This window comes from Myxococcus llanfairpwllgwyngyllgogerychwyrndrobwllllantysiliogogogochensis (genome assembly GCF_006636215.1).
In the GTDB taxonomy this organism is placed as follows: Bacteria; Myxococcota; Myxococcia; order Myxococcales; family Myxococcaceae; genus Myxococcus; species Myxococcus llanfairpwllgwyngyllgogerychwyrndrobwllllantysiliogogogochensis.
On the sequence record NZ_VIFM01000116.1, the window covers coordinates 14169 to 33165 of the forward strand.

The following is an 18997-nucleotide window of genomic DNA, read 5'->3' on the forward strand; positions in this document are numbered from 1 at the left end:
GGGGCTCCCGGACACTTCCGCCCCACGGGAAGCCGTGAATCAGGCGGTGCTTCGCACTGGTGCGGAACGCTCCTCCGTCGCGGCTGCGTCGCCGGGCACCGAGGGCATCAGGCTGACCTTCAATTTCGCCACGTTGGGTGACACCCCGAAGAAGGAGTCATAGGCGTTGAGGTGCTGCTCCCCCACCGTCGTCAGGAAATCATTGAAGTCACCCGGATGGGGCGGCAGCGGCGACGGCGTGAACTTCTGCGAAGGCAGTCTGACGTAGGGATTCGGGCTCGGCAGCAATTGGTACTTCTGGTTGATCGCGCCATAAACGAGGTTGGCATCGAGGCCCAGGAAGCCGCTGAGCGGGCCGTAGAGCGTCTGGCACGACTTGTTCTCGACGTAATCCCACACCACGTCGTTCTGCACATTGTACGGCTGGACGTTCATCAGGTTGGTCCAGCCGTGCGGCACCACGTCATACTGGTTCCAGATGACCTGGTTCCAGTAGCCATAATTCGCGATGCCGGAGATCGCCGTCGGAGGAAAGAGCGCAGTAAAGGCGCTGACGAATCCTTGATCTCCGGTCGAGGGAGCGGCCGTCGGCAGCACATAGAGCGCGGCCCACCGCTTCACATCGAAGATGCTCTGATAGAGCCAGCGGGCCAAGGTCGGGCAGAGCGAGCCACCCAGACTGTGCCCAGCGAAGATCAGCGTCGACTGATAGGACGCCTTCTCCCCCAGGAAGGTCTGAAGCGATTGATTCGTCTTCGAATCCAGCATGTTCAGCAGATTCGTGGTCCCCCGTGCCGCCCCCTGCGAAACGTTCCCCACGTTGAATTGACTGGGACTGGTGCTGTTCGTCGGGGTGATTCCCACCGGGAAGGCCACCGTGTTCGTGACGCTATTGTCCAGACAGTCCGTGTCGTACCAATTGTGCGAGGTATCGCTGTTCCCGTTGGTGCCAGCGATCGCCACGACATAGCAGTCCGATTGCGCATTGTGGACCGCGTACATGACATTGTCGGCCACCTTGGACACCCTGCCCTTGCCGCTGCAGTCCGTGTCGGTTTGATAGACGCAAGGTCCCCACACTCGCGTCCACACCCCCAGTTGTTGACTATTGCTCGTCAACGCAGCATCGATGATCGGCCCAAGCTGCTGCGCGATGTTGGAGGCCGTGTCTTCCAGGCTGTCGCCCAGACCTGAGAACCTCGAAAGCTTGTATACCGTCTGGATGATATTGTAGCTTCCGCCGGTATAGATTGGCTGAACGATACTCATACGAATGAGCCTCCCTTTGTGTGGTGATGATCCGCCCGGAAACCCAAGCAGAAGGCATGCCAGCACGCCCTGCCGCGGTTCCCCAAGGCAATCACACGCATCTCAGGACTCACACCAGGCGGTTGACGCGTCAACAGGGGTCCTGACACGTCAGGAGGGTGCTTGACGCGTCAGCGGCGACTCGATGGCCCGATGGCCGCGAGCCGGAGGGACACGAAGCCACCCCAACCTCGAGGACGACGACCCCGGGGCCGGCCCTGGAACCGGTTCACCCCGCACATCCCGCCCCGCTCCGCGCACCGCGAGTCACCGGCATCCCTGTTCCGCTTTTTTGTACGAGGTCGAGAATAAACCGAAGCCCGGGCACGTCAGGGGCCGCGCGCTCGTGTCCCCCAGGGAGCGCGCGGTGGATGACCGCGGAGGGTCCGACGCGCCCGATGCGGGTGCGGCGGGTGCCGTCCTCGCGGCAGACCCGATGTTTCACCATGACAAACAGAGCAATGCCAGTGCAGCCGGACAGGCAATTACATCAGGAGCGATACATGCAACGGAGCGAAGGTCAGCGGATGAGCCGATGGCTGGGAGTCTGCCTCGGACTGTGGTTCGCGGTGGGCTGTGGCCAACCCCCGACGGGGGATTCCGTCGAGGAAGCATCGGTGGGCTCGCCCATCACGCGCACGAAGCCACGCGCCCGCATGGCCGCGGGAGCGGAGCACTCCCTGTCAGTGCGACCGAACGGGACCGTGTGGGCGGCGGGCTCGAACGAATACGGGCAGTCGGGCAATGGCTCCACCACGAACAGCGCCGTGCCCCTACAGGTGCAGGGACTGACAGGGGCGACGGCGGTCGCCGCGGGCTCGATTCACTCGCTGGCGCTCCGCTCTGGCGGCACCGTGTGGGCCTGGGGCCACAATGGCAGCGGTCAGTTGGGAAATAGCTCCACGACATCCAGCCCTGTGCCCGTGCAGGTGCAGGGGGTGACGGGGGCGACGGCGGTGGCCGCGGGCGCGTATCACTCCCTGGCGGTGATGGCGGATGGCACCGTGCGGGCCTGGGGCAGCAACGGCTCTGGCCAACTGGGCAATGGCACCACCACCACCTCCTCCACGCCCGTCCAGGTGCAGGGGCTGACCGGGGCCGTGGCCGTGGTCGCGGGCCGCGATGTGTCCCTGGCCCTGCGCTTCGACGGCACCCTGTGGGCCTGGGGCAGCAACAGCGATGGCCAACTGGGCAATGGCACCACCACCTCCTCCTCCACGCCGGTGCAGGTGCAGGGGCTGACCGGAATCACGGCTGTCGCCGCGAGCGAGGATTACGCGCTGGCGGTGAAGTCCGACGGCACCGTGTGGGCCTGGGGCGACGCGAACCTCCCCATGACCCCGTGGCCGCTCTCCACGCCCGTGCAGGTGCAGGGGGTGACCGGAGCCGTGGACGTGGCCGCGGGCTACCTGTTCTCCCTGGTGGCGCGCTCCGATGGCACCGTATGGGCCTGGGGCTACAACGCCGAGAGCGGTCAACTGGGCGACGCCACCAAGATTGGCCGCACCACGCCCGCGGTGGTGCCAGGGCTGACCGGGGTCACCGCCGTCGCCGCGGGGCGGGACCACGCCATGGCCCTGCGCTCCGATGGCTCCGTGTGGACCTGGGGCAACAACGACATGGGGCAGCGTGGCGATGGGACGCCCGCGAGTCAGTTCCTGCCAGTGGCGGTGCAGGGGATGAGTGAGACATCCTCCGTGGCGGCGGCCCCGGCCCACTCCCTGGCGCTGCGGTACGACGGCACCGTGTGGGCCTGGGGCGCCAACTACGCCGGCCAGCTCGGGGATGGGACGACGACGCGCCGGGCCGCGCCCGTGCAGGTGCCGGGGCTCGGCGGCGTCATGGCTGTCGCCGCGGCTGGCGACCACTCGCTGGCGTTGCTCTTCGACGGCACCGTGTGGGAGTGGGGCAACGGCGGCGCCGTGCCGGTGCAGGTGCAGGGGCTGAGCGGAGTCGTGTCCATCGCCGCGGGAGGGGGCCACACCCTGGCGCTGCGCTCTGACGGCACCGTGTGGGCCTGGGGTAACAACTCCGTCGGGCAGTTGGGGAATCCCGGTGCCGGTTACGAGAGCGCCACGCCGGTGCAGGCGTCGGGACTCAGTGACGTCGTGAAGGTGGCGGCGGGTGGCGTACACTCGCTGGCGGTGCGCTCCGACGGCACCCTCTGGTCCTGGGGCGACAACTACCGAGGCCAGTTGGGGGATGGATCCAAGAGCCGTCGCTTCACGCCCGTGCGGGTGCAGGGACTGACCGGGGTCGTGAGCGTGTCGGGAGGCAGTGAGCACTCGCTGGCGGTGCGCTTCGATGGCACCGGGTGGGCCTGGGGCGACGGTGGGCAGGGCACGCTGCTGCTCGCCAATGGCTGGTACAGCAGCACCCGACCGGCGCAGGTGGCGATGACGGGCCTGGTGGAGCTGGCCGGTGGTGGGGACACCTCGCTGGCCTTGAGCGCCACCGGCGCCTTGTGGGCCGGCGGCACCAACGAATCAGGGCAATTGGGCAATGGCACCACGTCCAATCCGCTCGCGCCGGGGCAGGTGCAGGGGCTGGGCGGCGCGGTCGTCACGGCCGCCGCGGGAGGCGACCACATGCTGGCCGTTCGTGATGACGGCACCGTGTGGGCCTGGGGCCACAACTCCGATGGCCAGTTGGGCCATGGCGCCCCCTCCGACGGAACCACTCCCAGCATCTCCCTGCTGTAACCCCCTGGGGCCACCGCGGGCCCGGAGCGAGCATGGCTCCGGGCCCGCCCGTCGGCGCATGGCTCGACTCCCGCCCGGAGTCCTTGCGAGCCCATGGGGCATGCCTCCATTCTCGCCCTCCTCGCATGCGCTCCGTTCATCTCCTCGCGCCCCTCACCGCCCTGCTGCTCGGCCTCACCCTTCCCTCCAGCGCGGCCCCCAAGGACGCAGAGCGCTCCTTCCGGGTCCAACCTCCCGCGGCCTGGGTGCGCCCGGTCGCGCTGGAGACGCGGGACTCGCGGCCCCTGGGCGAAACCGGGGGCGTTCACTACGCGCTCGCCGATATCCAGGTGCGCGCGGAGCGCCCGCGGGTGGAGCGTTATGCCCACTACGCGCGACGCGTCCTCACCGAGGGCGGCATCGAGGAAGCCGCCGAAATCAACGTGACGTTCGACCCATCCTTCGAGCGTCTCACCCTGCACGGCGTCTGGCTGCACCGCGGCGGGCAACGAAAGGATGTGCTGGAGCCCCAGGCCGTGAAGGTCATCCAGCAGGAGCGCGAGCTGGAGCAGCGGCTCTACAACGGCACCCTCTCCGCGCTCATCTTCGTGCGCGACGTGCGCGTGGGTGACGTCATCGAGTACGACTTCACCGTCGAGGGCGACAACCCTGTCTTCGATGGCCGCTTCCTCGCCTCCGTGGAAACGCGCTACGGCACGCCCCTGGGCCACTGGCGCTACCGGTTGCTATGGCCCTCCGCGCGCGGGCTGCATGTGAAGCAACACGGCACGGACGTGTCCCCCTCCGTGAAGGAGGCGGGCGGTGTGCGTGAGTACGTCTGGGAGCAGCACGACGTGCCGGCGCTCAGCATCGATGACTCGCTTCCCTCCTGGTACCAGCCCTGGCCCTGGCTGCAGCTCAGCGAGTTCGATAGCTGGGCCGCGGTGGCGCGCTGGGCCGTGCCCCTCTACCAGGCGCCCGCGCGGTTGCCCCCGACGCTCCAGGAAGAGGTGAAGCGACTGCGCGCGGCGCACGCCTCCCCCTCCGCGCGCCTGCTCGGGGCGCTGCGCTTCGTGCAGGACGAGGTGCGCTACCTGGGGATGGAGCTGGGCCCCAACTCGCACCGCCCCCATGCTCCGGAGGAAGTGCTCGCGCGGCGCTTTGGTGACTGCAAGGACAAGACGCTGCTGCTCGTCACGCTGCTGCGAGCGCTCGGCATCGAGGCCCGGCCGGCGCTCGTCCACTCCGCCTGGAAGCAGAAGGTGGAGTCGATGCATCCGTCTCCCGTCGTGTTCGACCACGTCATCGTCCAGGCGCGCCTGGAGGGGCGTGACTATTGGCTGGACCCCACGGCCTCACACGAGCGCGGTCCGTTGGAGTCCTTCGAGCCGCCGCCGTTCCGCCGCGCCCTGCCGATTGACGAGGCCACCACGGGACTGGTGGAGATTCCGGAGCCGCTCAGGCTGGAGCCCGTGATGGAACGGGAGGAGTCCTACACGGAGAGCGCCGACGGCCAACCCGTGACCCTCACCGTGACGACGCACTGGAAGGGTCCGAGTGCCAATCAAATGCGCCGAAACCTCTCTACCGCGTCACTGAAGGACGTGGAGCGTGAGTACCTCAACTTCCATGCGCGCGATGACCCGACGATTCGCGCCACCGCGCCGCTCTCCGTGCAGGACGACCCGGAGCGCAACGTCATCACCCTGGTGGAGCGCTACGTCATCGAGTCCTTCTGGTTGGAGCAGCAGCGCGAATTCACCGCATCCACCATCACCCGCTACCTCACCCGACCGCGCATCGGCCAGCGCACCATGCCCCTGGCCATCATGCACCCGGTGAATGTGCTGCAACGCATCCGCTTCGAGTCGCTCCATCCCATGCGCATCAGGCACCAACGGGACACCGTCCAGGGACCCGCCAGCGCACTCGACTACCGGTTCTGGACGGAGGACAGCGACAACGTGCTCTTCCTCGAGTACCGCTACCACAGCCTCGCGGACGCGGTGGAGCCCGCCCAGTCCATGGCGCACCTGGAGGCCCTGAAGCGGATGGAAACCCACACCGGCTATCAGGTGACGCTCGGCACGACTCACGGCAACGGAGGCCGTGGCACTTCCGGATTCACCTGGTTCGGCGTGGCCATGGGGCTGGGGGGCCTCGCGCTGGGCGGGCTCCTCATGTTCATGGGTGATGGGCCGCGCGCGTTCCTCCGGGACATGCAGGCGCGGCGGCGCAAGCGGGCGTTCTCGCGCAAATTCGCCTCCGTCGAAGGGGACAGCCCCGCTCAGGCCATTTCGCTCGCCACCGTGGGCGAGCTGCACGCGCGGCTGTCCGGAGTGCGCTGCGCGTGCGGCGTGGCCGGTGCCGGGGCACCGAAGCTGGAGGAGGTCGTCCTCGGAGAGCAGCACCTCGTCCTGGCGAAGTGGACATGCTCCGGCTGTGGCCGCGGACGCCATGCCTACTTCACGGTGCGCGAGGAGCGCGCGGCCTGAATCCCTACGGGCCGAAGGGCACCTGCGCGGGTGGCCTTCCGGGACAGGGCGCCGTGCCCGCCAGGCTCCGTGAGTCCGTGCACCGGAGGGGGGGACGGTTGCGATGCAAATCGGCGACCAGGGTGTCCGGAAACCCGGGATTGGACGACCACCGGTCCTGAGTTCCCCTCGTGGAGCAAGGACCCGCACGCCCCGGAAGTACGACGACCCGAGCCCCCCGTTGGCAGGCACACTCCACACACCACGTGGAGTCCCCCCTACCTCCGAGGTCCCTTCTTGACACGCTCCCTTCGCACCCTAGGGCTCATTCTTTCGACCTTGTGTCTCTCGCCGCTGGCGGGTTGCGACAAGGACCCACCCTCCCCATCCACCCCGGACGCGGGCCGGGACGCGGGCAGCGATGCAGGGCCGGATGCGGGCCCCCATGAGGACCCCGATGCGGGCCCGGACGCCGGCCCCAATGAAGGCCCCGACGCGGGACCGGACGCGGGCCCCAATGAGAACCCGGACGCGGGACCGGATGCGGGCGTGGATGCCGGTCCCTATGTCTGGGATGGCACCTACGTACCGCTCGAGGAGCATGGGGACGTCGAGGACAAGGGCATCCTGGCCGACTGCAAGTTCGACCCCCGGAACGTCTCGCCCACCATCTGCAACGAGTTGGACCGCGCCGACCTTTTCGACCTGTCCCAGTGTGAGACGCAGTCGCTCGGCGCGCTGGTCCAGGAGGGCATCTACCAGGTCGAGCTCCGGGGAGAGCGCGCGCTGCCGGATGGCGGCACCCGCATCGTCCCTTCCTCGACGGGGTTCCTGCTTCGCGACGACGGCGGCACCAGCACTCTGTATGACCAGCCCATTCTCAAGCTCGACATGGAGGGAGACCGCTTTGTCCTGCAGGGCCAACTGCCGCGAACCGGCCTCGTCATGAACCTGACGGGCTGCGAGGCGAAGGCCCCCAACATCCTCACTGGCTGCTTCGCATCTTGCCGCCGAGGCCAGTTCACCCAGGGCGGCACGTTCGAGGCCCACCGCGTCGTCAAACAGGAGGCCGAGCCCGAGTCCTCGGGCGGGCTCGCGCTGTTGTCCGAGCACCGCGTCTCCACGGGCCTGGCCGTGGACATCTACGTCACCAAGGGGCACGCCTACGTCGTCTCCATGCCCCACCAGGACCAATTGGGTGGACTCACCGTTTTCGACGTGAGCAACCCGCGCAACCCCGTGCGCACCGCCTCCATCAGCCTGCCTGGGGACAACTTCTGGAATGGCGTGTGGGCCAAGGACAACGCGCTCTACGTCGCGAGCAATGACTCGGGCGTCGTCGTCTATGACATCTCCCAGCCCGCCGAGCCCCTCTTCGTGCGCAGCCTGTCCACGGGCGGAGACGGAGGCGCGCACACGGTGCTCGTCGACGGCAACTTCCTCTACGCCATGGTCCCCATCTCTGGCACCTTCATCTACGACCTCACCCACCCACTTGACCCGGTGCTGCGCACCGTCATCCCAGGGGGTCCCCACGACTCCTTCGTCTACGAGGGGCGCCTGTACATCAGCGACTCCAGCGACGGCTATGCCCTCTTCGACCTCGCCAACCTCGACGACATCCGCGAGGTGGGCCGCTACATCATTCCCAATGGCTTCTCCCACCACAACGCGGTAGGCACCTTCGGGGGGAAGACCATCGCCTTCGAGGGCGGTGAGTTCAATGCCTCTCACGTGCGCGCGCTCGACGTCACCGACCCGGCGAACATCGTGAAGATTGGCACCTTCAAGATGCGACGTGTCACCTCCATGCACAACCTCATCCTGCGCGGCAACCTGCTCTACGTCGCGTGGTACCAGGAGGGCTTGCGCGTGCTGGATGTCTCAAACCCCACCCAGCTTCGCCAGGTGGCACACCACCACGTCTTCCGCGAGACGGACCCGCTCCGGGGTGACAGCCTCTTCGAGGGCCTCTTCGGCGTGCGCGTCCCGGGCGACGGCTACGTCTACACCGCCGAATCCTCCCGAGGGCTCATGATCTTCAACGAGCTATGAGCTTCCTCGGCGCTTCGTAGGAATGAAGCATCCCCAGGTGAGATCGGCGCCTGGGGATGCACGCATCCCCCTTCACTAGCCGTTCGCCTTCCTCGAGGTTCTCCACCTTGGGGAGCGGCTCGACGATCTCCACGACGCCGGGCGCCATGCTGACGTGCGTCCCCATCCGGTCATGCATGCGCGCGAGCACGCGATACCGGCCGAACGGCACGTCGGCGGTCCGCCAGTCGAATACCGTCAGCGCCGTGGCTGCCGCGGTGCCGAGCACGAGCGGAATCTGATCCGAAGTCGTCTCCGGATCGCCATCCGCGTCGGCGAGCAGGTCCACCGTGGCCGCCCCCGCGACGGTCGACACCCACTCGATGGACACCGGCACGCCAGGAGCGAGGGTCAAGCGCTCAGCGGGACGGACAACCGTGATGTGTCCGACGGCGGCGTCGACAGGAGGGCGGGCATATTCCTGAGAGCCGCAGCCCACGCTCATTGCAGTCACAAGGCCGAGCCGCGAGAAGTGAAGGCGCGTGGGCATGCCGGCACGCTAACACCCGGTGCGCGAGGTCAGCCCACGACTCAGGGCAGGTTGTCCGCGATGACCGCCCGGAGCGGCGTCTCATGGAATCCCAGGGTGCGAACTCGCTCACCGAGGATGTCCTGCTTGGAGTCCAGCGTCGGTGAACCTGTCTCGCTTCACGATGAGCTTCACGCGAGCGTTCGGCCTCTCCACGCAGCTGCCGGATGCACGCGCCTGGCCTTGGATGACGACCTGGCGACTTCACCCAGAAATTCCAGAAAAAGCTGCAATACGACTTCAAGTCCTCCGCATGAAGTGATGGAGTGCCGGTCCGCAGGGCCCGGCATGTGTCCGCCGTGACTGGCCGGGAATCACTCGATGTCGTGGGGGGCGAACGTCATGCGCCAGCAAGCGATTCTTCGTGTCGTGGTGGGGAGTGCCTCGCTGTGTCTGGGAGGCTGGAGTGAAGCAGCGTGGGCCGGTGGGCCCGCGCAAGGCCCCGTGGGAGTGCTCGCGGAGCCCGCCAGTGGCGCCGCGCGTCCCCGGACGCTGGATGACGCGCTGCTCGAGGTGGAGCGTGAGGTGCCGGGCTTCGGCGGCATGTATCACGATGAGAAGGGGCGGCTCGTGGTGCGCCTGGTGAATGCCACCGCGGCGCCGGCCGCGCGCCGGGCCATCGCCTCCGTGTTCGGCGCGGAGAGGATTCCCCAGGCGGGCGTCGTCACACAGCCCGCAACGCGGACGTTCTCCCAGCTCAAGGCCCTGCAGGAGCGACTCACACCGGACGTCCTCGCGCTGCCGGGCACCGTCTTCACGGATGTGGACGAGAAGTCGAACCGGGTGGCCATTGGCGTCGAGAAGGCCGAGGCGCGGGCCATCGTCGAGCGGGCCATCGCGCGCCTGGCGGTGGCTCGGGACGCGGTGGACATCGTCGAGTGGGGGCCCATCAACCCCACCAACGTGCAGAGCGGATGGACACCGGTGGGGGGCGGACTGCAGATAGAGACGCCGGGCAAGTACTGCACGCTCGGCTTCCCCGCGCTCCAGGGCGGAACGCTGGGCTTCGTGAGCAACTCGCACTGCACCCAGGTCCAGGGTGGGGTGGAGTCAACGCCCGCGTACCAGGCGGTGGCGCCGTGGCTGGTGGGGACGGAGACGACGGACCCCGGCTACGCCAGCGGTGGAAGCTGCCCGGCGGGGCGCATCTGCCGCTCGAGTGACAGCGCCTTCTTCCGCGGGGAAGCGGCCATCGCCACCTACGTCGTGCAGACGCCGGGCGCGTTCGACCTGAACATCTCCGCCTGGCCGGAAGTGACGGGGAAGGTGCTGTACCCCTCCCAGGGACAGACGGTGTTCAAGACGGGCCGCACCACGGGCACCACCAGCGGCACCATCCAGTGGGCGTGCGCCACGGTGAACTCGGGCGGTACGCCACACACGTTCTACTGCAACTACATCGCGACCAGCGCCACGCAGAACGGCGCCGGCGGTGACAGTGGCTCCCCCGTGTTCTTCCTCAACGGCAACGGGGTGACGCTGACGGGCCTGATGTGGGGCGCGGGCGCCAGCCCGTGGAACTTCGGCTTCTCGCCCCTGGGCGGCGTGCAGGCCGAGCTGGGTGTCGTCCCGTACTGCCAGGGCGGCGTGGGCTGCTGAGCGCCGCACACCCCGGGAAACAACCTGGGAGGAGGAGGGCACACTCCTCTTCCTCCCAGAACAGGGCCGGCCAGTTCCCTCAACAGGGAAAGCAGAACACCAGCCGGGAGTACGACGTCCGGACGCCCGAGAGGTACCTCCGCCCGCTGCATGTCTGGGTCTCGTTGCCCACCATCTCCGAATAGGTGTCATCCGAGAAGTAGTCCCACTCACAGCTCTGGGCTGGAGCCGCCTCGGCCTTCGGGGCATAGGTGGACGTTCCGAGGCCCACAAATGCGGGAACCGCAAGCACAACGCCCAAGAGCAGCCTTTTCATTGAATGCCTCCAAGGGGAAGAACCGCGCCCTCGAACCTAGGTTGCCTTGGATTGCAATGGCAAGAGGGCCCCAGGCGGGGCCGCCAGGGAAGACCTTGGGCGAGTCCCTGAAGGGCGCGCGGCATGTTATGAATTGCATGCACCCACCACTTTACGAGGGCACTCCCATGAAGAGCACCTTGCGCAGCATTTCGCTGATGGCCACGAGCCTGCTGATGGCCTGTGGTGAGGGCGCCCCCCAACAGGAAGGCGCTGGACTGCCCACACTCGAAGACAGTCACGCCGCTCTGGTTGCTCCCACCGCCTCCATCTCCTGCTCGAGCACCTCCACTGACATCACGTGCATTGGCGGCGCAACGGGTGGCAGCCCGCTTTACCGGAGCCAGTGGTCGCGGACGATGTACTTCGACGGCGAGGTCCTCAACTCCCCCTGGGGAGATGGCAGCGCCACGTATAGTGAGTCTTGCGTCACGCCGACGTCTGGGAACCCGCCAGGCTATTCCATCCGGTTCCGCTACCGCGTGGTGACGGCCGCACAGGAAGTCTCCAACGTCGCTACCGGCCCTATCTATGCTTGCGAGTGATTGCGGGCTGAAGCCCCGCCCTCCTCAGACGAACAAACCCGGCCGCTGACGTTCCAGTGGAATGCGAATGAACCACGGTGGACCGTGCCCCTGAGAGAGCGGCACGGCCCGCGCGTGGCACGAGAACCGAAAGACTCGCGCTACTCGCCGATGATGTCCGAGCCCAGGCTCACGCCGTCACTGTACACCGTGGCCTGGAAGGGGTTGCCATCACCGCTCATATCGAAAGCCATCACAACGGACGCGGCTTCCCCGAGCTGAGCCAGCCACGCATCCACCGCTTCCGGATCCCTGAACGCGTACGTGCCCGCCTCTGTCTGAACCACTTCGAACTGGTCCGCGCCCAGAAGTTCGCCGCGCGAGCCGAGCACCGCCACGTTCATGAAAGGACTCATGAGCGTCGGAGCCGCCCCGCCAATGCCGGCGAGGGCCATCTCCAGGCCCGAGGCGCCTCCAGCAACGGCGCCCGCCCTGAGTGACTTCTTCTTGATGGTCACCGTGACTGTCGCCGTGCCCTCGAACTTCCCAGTGCTCGGGTTGTACGTCATGGTCGTCGAGCCCGAGACAGTCGTCTCGCACGCCGGCAACAGGGCCAGCGCGAGGACCATCGGGACAATGCTCAGGATTCTCATCAACTTCGTCATGGCTGACACTCCAGATCGAGAGGAATGCGCTGCCATCCCTCCCCGGAACAGTCCAGGCAAGGCGGCAGGCCCGCGATACTCCATCAATACGACACACCACCCCGACCGCCCCCCCTTCGGGGACACCATGGCGAATCAAAGGCAATCACCCACCACATCAGGATGGCGACGACAAAGTACGATCCGAATCGTACATTGTCAAATGAGGGCGCTCGCGGGCCCGCGCGCGGCGGCCACGGCGACAGAGAATCCTCGGCCGGGGACCCTCCAGCGACGAGGGCCACCCCGGACGAAGGCTGTCACCACGGACGTCAGCAGTCCCGGGCGTAGTCCTGCTCGAACACCAGGACGCCGCGCGACTCCGGGAAGTAGATGACATACAGCTCCCAGATCATGCAGGCGTCCGGCCACATCTCCCGGCTGTAGTGCCAGCCCGTCACCTGCACCGCCTCGGAGCCGTTGCTGTACTCCTGGCCCAGGGCCGGATGCAGGGAAGACAGCCTGGAGAGCAGCCGCGACTGCGCGAACTGCGCGTAGGTCGTATTCGCCAGGCGCGCGCCGAACAGCGCATTGCTCTGCTCCGTCAGGGAAACGGCCTCGGCGACCTTGTCCAGGCTCGCGGGAGTCGAGTGGCTCCAGGGGAAGGAGTAGCCACGCAGTTCGCCGTAGCACGCGGAGGAGGTGCCACAGGCCGCGTTGGCCGCCGACAGCTTGGACTGCAGGCCCGTGCTCACCGGCCGTGAGCCCAGCGACACGGAATACAGCCCATAGGCGACCGTGTAGTCGGACACGCAGACCGGCCACATCCGCTGCGTCCACGTGGCCTCGCCGCCCGCGCACCAGACGGGTTTGGAGGAGGCCGACGGAGCACATGCGCCCTCGTAGAGCGCGTGCGCGTCATCCGCGCCGAAGCACAGGGCGAAGGCCTCGTTGACAGGCAGGCCCTCCGCGTCCCAGTGGGCCATGCAGTCCTCGACGCGGGGACCCACCCGGGCGTCGTCACACGTGGCGTAGACGGACGGGTCCACCGGCTCGCAGTTGCCGCTGAGACAGTCGAGCTGGAGGCGGAAGCGCTTGCCCGCGCCCTCACCGCTGCTGACCACGACGAGATACTCGCCGCCCTGGGCGAAGGTGACGGAGGCCACCTTGCTGAGCTGGCCATAACCCGCGTCATCGTCCTGGGCCCGCACGGTGGTGCCGTAGCTGCCGCTGGCATCCCTGGGGCCGTAAACGAAGAGCCCCGTGTCCAGGGACATGCTGCTGCCCAGGTGCGTCACCTCCAGCTTCGCGCTCGAGCCGGCCGCGACGTTGATGGCGAAGGAGTAGTACTGGAGGGGCGTGGTGAAGGACGTCTGCACCGCGCCGGGGAGCGCCACGCTGCCCAGGAACGTGGTGCTGTCCAGGACGTTGCCACTCGACGGCGTGGGCGGAGGGAAGAGCACCCCCTGCTCCACGGTGTCGACGGCGGGCGGCGCCTCACCCGCGGGCAGGTCGGAGGAACCACAGGCGGCCAGCAGAAAGACAGACACCCACCGGAGCGACTTGAGGGAACGGAGCATTGGCGATGGCCTCGTGGAACGGGGAATGGCACACCCCTGTTCGCCGCCGCCGCCCTGCCCTCCCAGGTGAGCCGCGCGGAGCATAGGCACGCGCGGCTCGGCCACCCCAGGACCTCACACGTCTGTCACCTGATGCACCGGCGCGTCAGGGGGCGGGCTGCAGCGCTTTGCGTTCCTTCGCGCAGACCTGAATCAGCTCGAGCATGCTCATGCTGGCGCCGCCGATGTCGAACTTCTGCTCCTTGAAGTCGGGGTATCGGTTCTCCAGGATTCGCCCCTCCGCGATACAGTCATTGAGCTGCGAGAGCGCCTCGCTCTTGCGTCCCTTGGAGAGCAGCGACTTCGCCGAGTCGTAGGCCTTCCTCTGGCCATCCTGGAACCGAAGCTCCACGTCCGCCCTCTTCTGGGGCGCCTGCAGCGCCTCCGCCTTCTGGGCGCACTGAGCCATCACCTCCTGGGGCTGGGTGGGAGTGCCGCCCACGAGCACGTCGACCGTGGCGAGGCTGGCGTTCTCCTTCACCATCCTGGCCCCCTCGTCCTGGCAGGCCGTGAGCTTCTCCAGCGCGCTCGCGTACAGCTCCTTCTTCTTGCGCAGGTCCGTGGAGGACGCGGCCGCTTCCGACGCCTTGCTGGCGACGCCCAGGGCCTCACCCGTCAACCGACGCAGCGCCCGCGCCTGCTTCGCGAACTCGAGGGCCTCGACCAGCTTCAGCCACTCGGCGCGAGCCCGCTCCGCGGACGCCGCGTAGCCCGCGTCCTGCCGCTCCAACGCCGCGTTCGCCTCGAACATCTGCATGACCTCATCCACGCTCTTCGAGGCGGTCTCGACGTCGCCGTCGGTCGATGAGATGCCCTTCGCGGCTTCGAGCTTCTCCTTCGTCGTGGTCAGCCGGGAAGCAAGCTGGACGCGAGCATCCGCCGCGGCCAGGACGATCTTCCGCCGGTTGATGCGCTCGCCCAGGTCCGCCATGCGCTCCTTGGTCTCCTTCGCGTACAGCGCGTAGTCGCGGTCCTTCTTGACGAACGGGGCACCCACCTCCAGCACCGCGCCAATCTGCTTGACCGCGTTCTCCGCCTCCTGGAGCTGCGCCGGCGACGGCGTCTCCTTCTGAATCTGGATGACCAGCGCCGCCGCGTTCTTCCGCGCCTCGTCGACCTTCACGCGCTGCTGCTGCAGGTCGACCTCGTACCGGCGCCGCTCCATCGTCGCCCGCCCATCCCTGAGCAACTGGCGCGCGTCGGCGGCGGCTGGGCTGATGGCGGGGTTCTTCACGTGGACCGTCTCCAGCGTCTTCTCCAGGACGACCAGCGCCGTCTTCGCCTCCTCGAACTGCTCGGCGGTCGCGGCCCGCTTCTCGATGTTGCGCAGGGCCTGCATGACTTCGGCGCGAGCCGCATCGAGGGTGCGGACCTGGAGCACCACCTCCACCTCGACGAGCGTGTTCTTCACCTCGGCGAGGTACTGACCGATGGCCTGACTCCTCGCCGCCTGAGGCTCGTACTTGTCCACCAGCTTCCGGCCGACGAATGCCGCCGTCTTGGCCTCGGCGAGCTGCTCGGGCGTGGGCCGCTTCACCCGGAGCGCCTTGGCGGACGCGCGGAGCTCTTCATGGGCGGGCTCCAGCTCCACCTTCACCCGCGAGACACCTGCCTGCACCACGGACTCATCCATCTGGCGCCGGGCCTGGGTGACCTCGGCGCGTGCCTTGTCCGCATCCGCGCGGTACGCCTTGTCTTGCACCTCGAGCGGCTTGCCCTCCTCGAGCTGCTTCTGCAGCGCGGCCGTCGCCTTGTCGGCGGCCGTGAACTTCTCGTCCGACCAGGCCTTTCCCAGGTCGGCGAGCGCGCTCGCCAGTGACTTGCGGCTCGCATCCAGGAGTCCGCGCTGTTTCTGAGCCGACAGTTGCAGCCACCGCTCATCGAGCGTCTTCCTGTGACGGGCGACGGTCGCTTCGACGTCGGTGAGGTACGAGGAGAACTTCGGGTCCTGGCTCTTCAGGGGCCGGCCCTCCTCCGTCAGCTTCTCGAGCGCGTCCACCGCGGCACGCGCCTCGTCCATCGCCTTGGAGCCCGGGTCGCCCTGACCGAGCTTCGACATGCGCTCGTTCAGGGGCGCGAGCGCGCTGTCGATGCGCCGGCGGTAATCGTGGATGTGGACCTTCGCCCGCCGCTCATCGACGTACTCGCGGTCGGTCCGGAGCTGCTTGCGCGCGGCGAGGACGCTCTTGGCGTATTCGAGATCTTCCGTCTCGAAGCTCGCTCCCGCATTGAGCGCCTCTTTCAGCGCTTCCACCGCCGCGAGGGCGGCGTCGAGGTCTGCGCCGCGCGGCGGCTCCTGTTCGATTCGCTGAACGGCCGTCGTCAGGGCCGCGCGCGCATTCTCCAAACGCTTCGAGGCTTCCTCGATGGACTTCGCGGCGCCAGCGGCAGGAGGCGCGGCCGGGGCATCGGTGGAGGCGAAGACAAGGAACCCGATAAGCATCAGCACTGAAGTACGTACCATTCAGGGAAACCTACTACAGCGAGGCGGTGGGAGCCTCGGCATAGTGTCCGCGTCCCCTGCCTGGAGATGCGGTCAGGCTGCATCAAGGTGGCCCAGATGAAGCGCCAACTCGCCTGGGCGCACGCGGGGCGAAAAGGCACCTCCCAGCATCTCCGTGGAGAGAGGAGCCCGCGCGGGTCCCCTTCGCGCGGGCGTCAGGGCCGCAGACGGAAAGGCACCTTCACCACGCGGTAGACGGCGACAGGCCGACCCTCGAGCAACGCGGGCTGGTAGCGCCAGGTGCTCACCGCGCGCATCGCGGCGGACACGAAGGGCTCTTCACCTCGCATCACGGAGACGTCGCGCACCTCGCCGCGCTCCGTGACGACCCGCTTGAGGACGACCAGTCCCTCGCGCCCCGCGGCACGCGCATGTTGGGGGAACTCCGGCTGGAGGTTGCCCGCACGTTCCACGGGGGGCTTCGCGTTCTCCGGCAGTTGGATGGGCCCCGTGGGAGCCGAAACCTGGAGCGTGCCTTCGGCCACCGCGCCTGGCTGCTCCGCCATGGGCTTCGCGGCCCCGGGGACATCCAGGGGCATGGGCGCGCTCAGGGACGCTCCTGACATCCACTCGGAGCTCCCCGAGCCCTCCGCGCTGGCAGAGGACGTACCCGGGGACGACGAGCGTCCGCCGCGCTCACGCTGCAGCCGCTGACTCAAGAGCACCTCACCCGAGCCCCCGGCGAGCACCCGGTCCGAGCGATACCCCTCCCGCACGAACGTCACCTCCGCGGTGGCCATGCCGCCCGCGTCGGGTGGCACCTCCAACACGAACGGCGTGGTGCCCCGCTCCACTCCCTTCCAGAAGACACGCGCGCCCTCCGGCTGACTGGAGATGTGGAAGCGTACGGGGCGAGGCGCAACTGGCGCCGCCACGGAGGGAGGTGCCTGCCGCACCGATTCGGAAGGCGAGGACACCGCGACCAACGGCGGCGACTGCACGGGCGCTCGCGGACGGCGGGCCCCGAGCAGATAGGCGCCAGCTCCGCAGACGAGCAACACGCCCAGGCCCGCTCCCATTCTGAGCGCCCTTCGGCGGAAGTCCGGACGCGGAGAGTCCGGACGGAGCACGGAGGACTCGTCCAGGCTGATGTCCAGGACCAGGGTGCCCTGGACACCGCTCGTGGTGGACCGCATCGATGGCGCGAGGGACATGCCGACAGGCCCGGTCACCGCCTCTCCAGGGCCGGTATCCAGCGAGATGGCCGTGCCCAGACCCGCCGCTCCGCGCAATGCCTCCAGGAGCGCCTCCATGGAGTCGTAGCGGTGCGCGGGCTGTTTCTCCAGACAGCGGCGCACGACGGTCTCCACGGACGCGGGAATGGCCACGTCCGGGCGCACCGCCTGGAAGCGCGGTGGGACTTCCTTGTGGTGCGCGAAGATGAGCTCCAGCGGGTCCTGCATCAGGAAGGGCGGCCGCCCCATGAGCATCTGGTACAGCACCACCCCGAGCGCGTAGACGTCGCTGCGCGCGTCCGCCAGGTTGCGCGCCTGCTCCGGGGCCATTTACGTGGGCGAGCCCAGGAAGGTTCCCACCTGGGTGATGTCCGGCACCGACAGGTGGCTGGCACCCTCCACGACGAAGGGCTTCACCAGTCCGAAGTCGAGCACCTTCACGTGGTCGCGCTCCGCGCTCCCCTCCTCCGCCAACAGCATCACATTGGCGGGCTTCAGGTCGCGGTGCACCACTCCCAGACGGTGTGCCTCGCGCAGGGACCGACACACCTGCTGGGCGATGTCCACCGCGCGCGGCCAGGGCAGCGGCCCGGCGGTGAGGTGCTCCGCCAGCGTGCGCCCCTCCAGGTACTCCATGGCGATGTAGAAGGTCCCGTCATCCGTCTTCCCGTAGTCGATGAGGGTGACGGTGTTCGGGTGGCGAAGCTTCGCCGTGACGCTGGCCTCCAGGAAGAAGCGCCGCTGGAACTCCGGGTCGTTCGCGGAGGGGAACGTGGGGCTCAGCACCTTGAGCGCCACCATCCGTTCGAGCGGGAGCTGGAGGGCGCGATACACCCGGCCCATTCCCCCGGCCCCCAGCGGCGCCAGCACCCGGAAGCGCTCGTGGAGCACCTGGCCGAGGAGTGGGTCCACCGGCGAAAGAGGCGAAGTCGAGGGGTGCGATTCGGTCTGCATGGCGATCACCTGAGCAGGACCGTCGCATGCACCCGTCACGGTGGCGTGCCGTGCACATCACGTCATGGCCAACACCCCGTCACGACCCTCCGGACGGTGGAGCGGATTGGCACCGACGTCCATCGGCTCACGACGCGGCCTACGCGCTGGAGCTCTGAAGCCGCCCCGGACACCACCTCCAGCGCCGCGAGGCTTCGCGGCGGGCTGGAGGCGGGAGCGCGCCTACTGGATGGTGATAGGGATGTTGTAGAGGAAGCACACCGGGACCTTCTGGGGCTTGTACTCCCAGCCCGCCTTGAGTCCCTGGATGATGTCCTCGTCCGCGCCAGGCACGGACTTCACCGGCGTCACTTCGTACACGCTGCCGCTGGTGGAGACGCACACCTTGTAGATGCCCTGCAGCGTCTGACCGCGGTGGGACTGCTTGAACACCTCCGACAGGCGCGGCGACGTCTGGCGCACCACGTCACGCTGGATGACGAAGGGCGGCACGTTCTTGGGCTTCACCGGCTCGGCGGGGCCCGTTCCACCCACCACC

The 18997-nt window shown here is 67.9% G+C and carries 13 protein-coding genes and 1 pseudogene; 5 read left to right on the forward strand and 9 right to left on the reverse strand.

Translation table 11 applies throughout. From position 1 onward, the window contains the following. Positions 1–39 precede the first annotated feature (39 nt). Positions 40–1269 carry a lipase family protein gene (locus FJV41_RS26135; RefSeq protein ID WP_141645276.1) on the reverse strand — a complete coding sequence of 410 codons (1230 nt, stop codon included), beginning with the start codon at positions 1267–1269 and terminating at the stop codon, positions 40–42. Positions 1270–1811: 542 nt separating this feature from the next. Here FJV41_RS26135 and FJV41_RS26140 point away from each other — a divergent pair. The 3 genes from FJV41_RS26140 (at position 1812) to FJV41_RS26150 (ending at position 8518) form a co-directional block, all read left to right on the forward strand. Further along, positions 1812–4010 carry an RCC1 domain-containing protein gene (locus tag FJV41_RS26140; protein ID WP_141645277.1) on the forward strand — a complete coding sequence of 733 codons (2199 nt, stop codon included), beginning with the start codon at positions 1812–1814 and terminating at the stop codon, positions 4008–4010. A gap of 125 nt (positions 4011–4135) precedes the next feature. Beyond that, on the forward strand, positions 4136–6484 hold the full coding sequence (locus tag FJV41_RS26145) for a DUF3857 domain-containing protein (protein WP_181790946.1): 2349 nt from the start codon (positions 4136–4138) through the stop codon (positions 6482–6484). 276 nt (positions 6485–6760) lie between these two features. Next, positions 6761–8518 carry an LVIVD repeat-containing protein gene (locus tag FJV41_RS26150; RefSeq protein WP_246137416.1) on the forward strand — a complete coding sequence of 586 codons (1758 nt, stop codon included), beginning with the start codon at positions 6761–6763 and terminating at the stop codon, positions 8516–8518. On the opposite strand, the gene FJV41_RS26155 is transcribed toward FJV41_RS26150, so the two are convergent. After that, entirely contained in the window at positions 8505–9047 is a 543-nt protein-coding gene (locus FJV41_RS26155) for a hypothetical protein (protein ID WP_141645279.1), read from the reverse strand. The genes FJV41_RS26150 and FJV41_RS26155 overlap by 14 nt on opposite strands. A gap of 381 nt (positions 9048–9428) precedes the next feature. On the opposite strand from FJV41_RS26155, the gene FJV41_RS26160 reads away from it, so the two are divergent. Further along, complete coding sequence (locus FJV41_RS26160) at positions 9429–10685, forward strand: hypothetical protein (protein WP_141645280.1); 1257 nt, start codon at positions 9429–9431, stop codon at positions 10683–10685. A gap of 79 nt (positions 10686–10764) precedes the next feature. Here the strand turns inward: FJV41_RS26160 and FJV41_RS26165 are convergent, their stop codons facing one another. Next, complete coding sequence (locus FJV41_RS26165; RefSeq protein ID WP_141645281.1) at positions 10765–11001, reverse strand: DUF6289 family protein; 237 nt, start codon at positions 10999–11001, stop codon at positions 10765–10767. A 167-nt stretch (positions 11002–11168) separates the two neighbouring features. Between FJV41_RS26165 and FJV41_RS26170 the strand changes: the two genes are divergently transcribed. Further along, a complete protein-coding gene (locus tag FJV41_RS26170; protein ID WP_141645282.1) occupies positions 11169–11585 on the forward strand; it encodes a hypothetical protein in 417 nt (138 codons plus the stop codon). A gap of 140 nt (positions 11586–11725) precedes the next feature. On the opposite strand, the gene FJV41_RS26175 is transcribed toward FJV41_RS26170, so the two are convergent. The 6 genes and pseudogenes from FJV41_RS26175 to FJV41_RS26195 form a co-directional block, all read right to left on the reverse strand. After that, positions 11726–12229 carry a hypothetical protein gene (locus tag FJV41_RS26175; RefSeq protein WP_141645283.1) on the reverse strand — a complete coding sequence of 168 codons (504 nt, stop codon included), beginning with the start codon at positions 12227–12229 and terminating at the stop codon, positions 11726–11728. Between the two features lie 311 nt (positions 12230–12540). Further along, positions 12541–13788: a hypothetical protein gene (locus tag FJV41_RS26180; RefSeq protein WP_141645284.1), complete on the reverse strand. Its 1248-nt coding sequence runs from the start codon at positions 13786–13788 to the stop codon at positions 12541–12543. Positions 13789–13933: 145 nt separating this feature from the next. Beyond that, complete coding sequence (locus tag FJV41_RS26185) at positions 13934–16291, reverse strand: hypothetical protein (RefSeq protein WP_141645285.1); 2358 nt, start codon at positions 16289–16291, stop codon at positions 13934–13936. Positions 16292–16485: 194 nt separating this feature from the next. Further along, on the reverse strand, positions 16486–17835 hold the full coding sequence (locus tag FJV41_RS26190) for a TonB family protein (RefSeq protein WP_246137417.1): 1350 nt from the start codon (positions 17833–17835) through the stop codon (positions 16486–16488). Next, positions 17836–18459 carry a serine/threonine-protein kinase gene (locus tag FJV41_RS53880; RefSeq protein ID WP_246137418.1) on the reverse strand — a complete coding sequence of 208 codons (624 nt, stop codon included), beginning with the start codon at positions 18457–18459 and terminating at the stop codon, positions 17836–17838. It abuts the gene before it with no gap. A 222-nt stretch (positions 18460–18681) separates the two neighbouring features. Further along, positions 18682–18997 (reverse strand): annotated as a pseudogene (locus tag FJV41_RS26195) (PaxA); the annotation flags it as partial.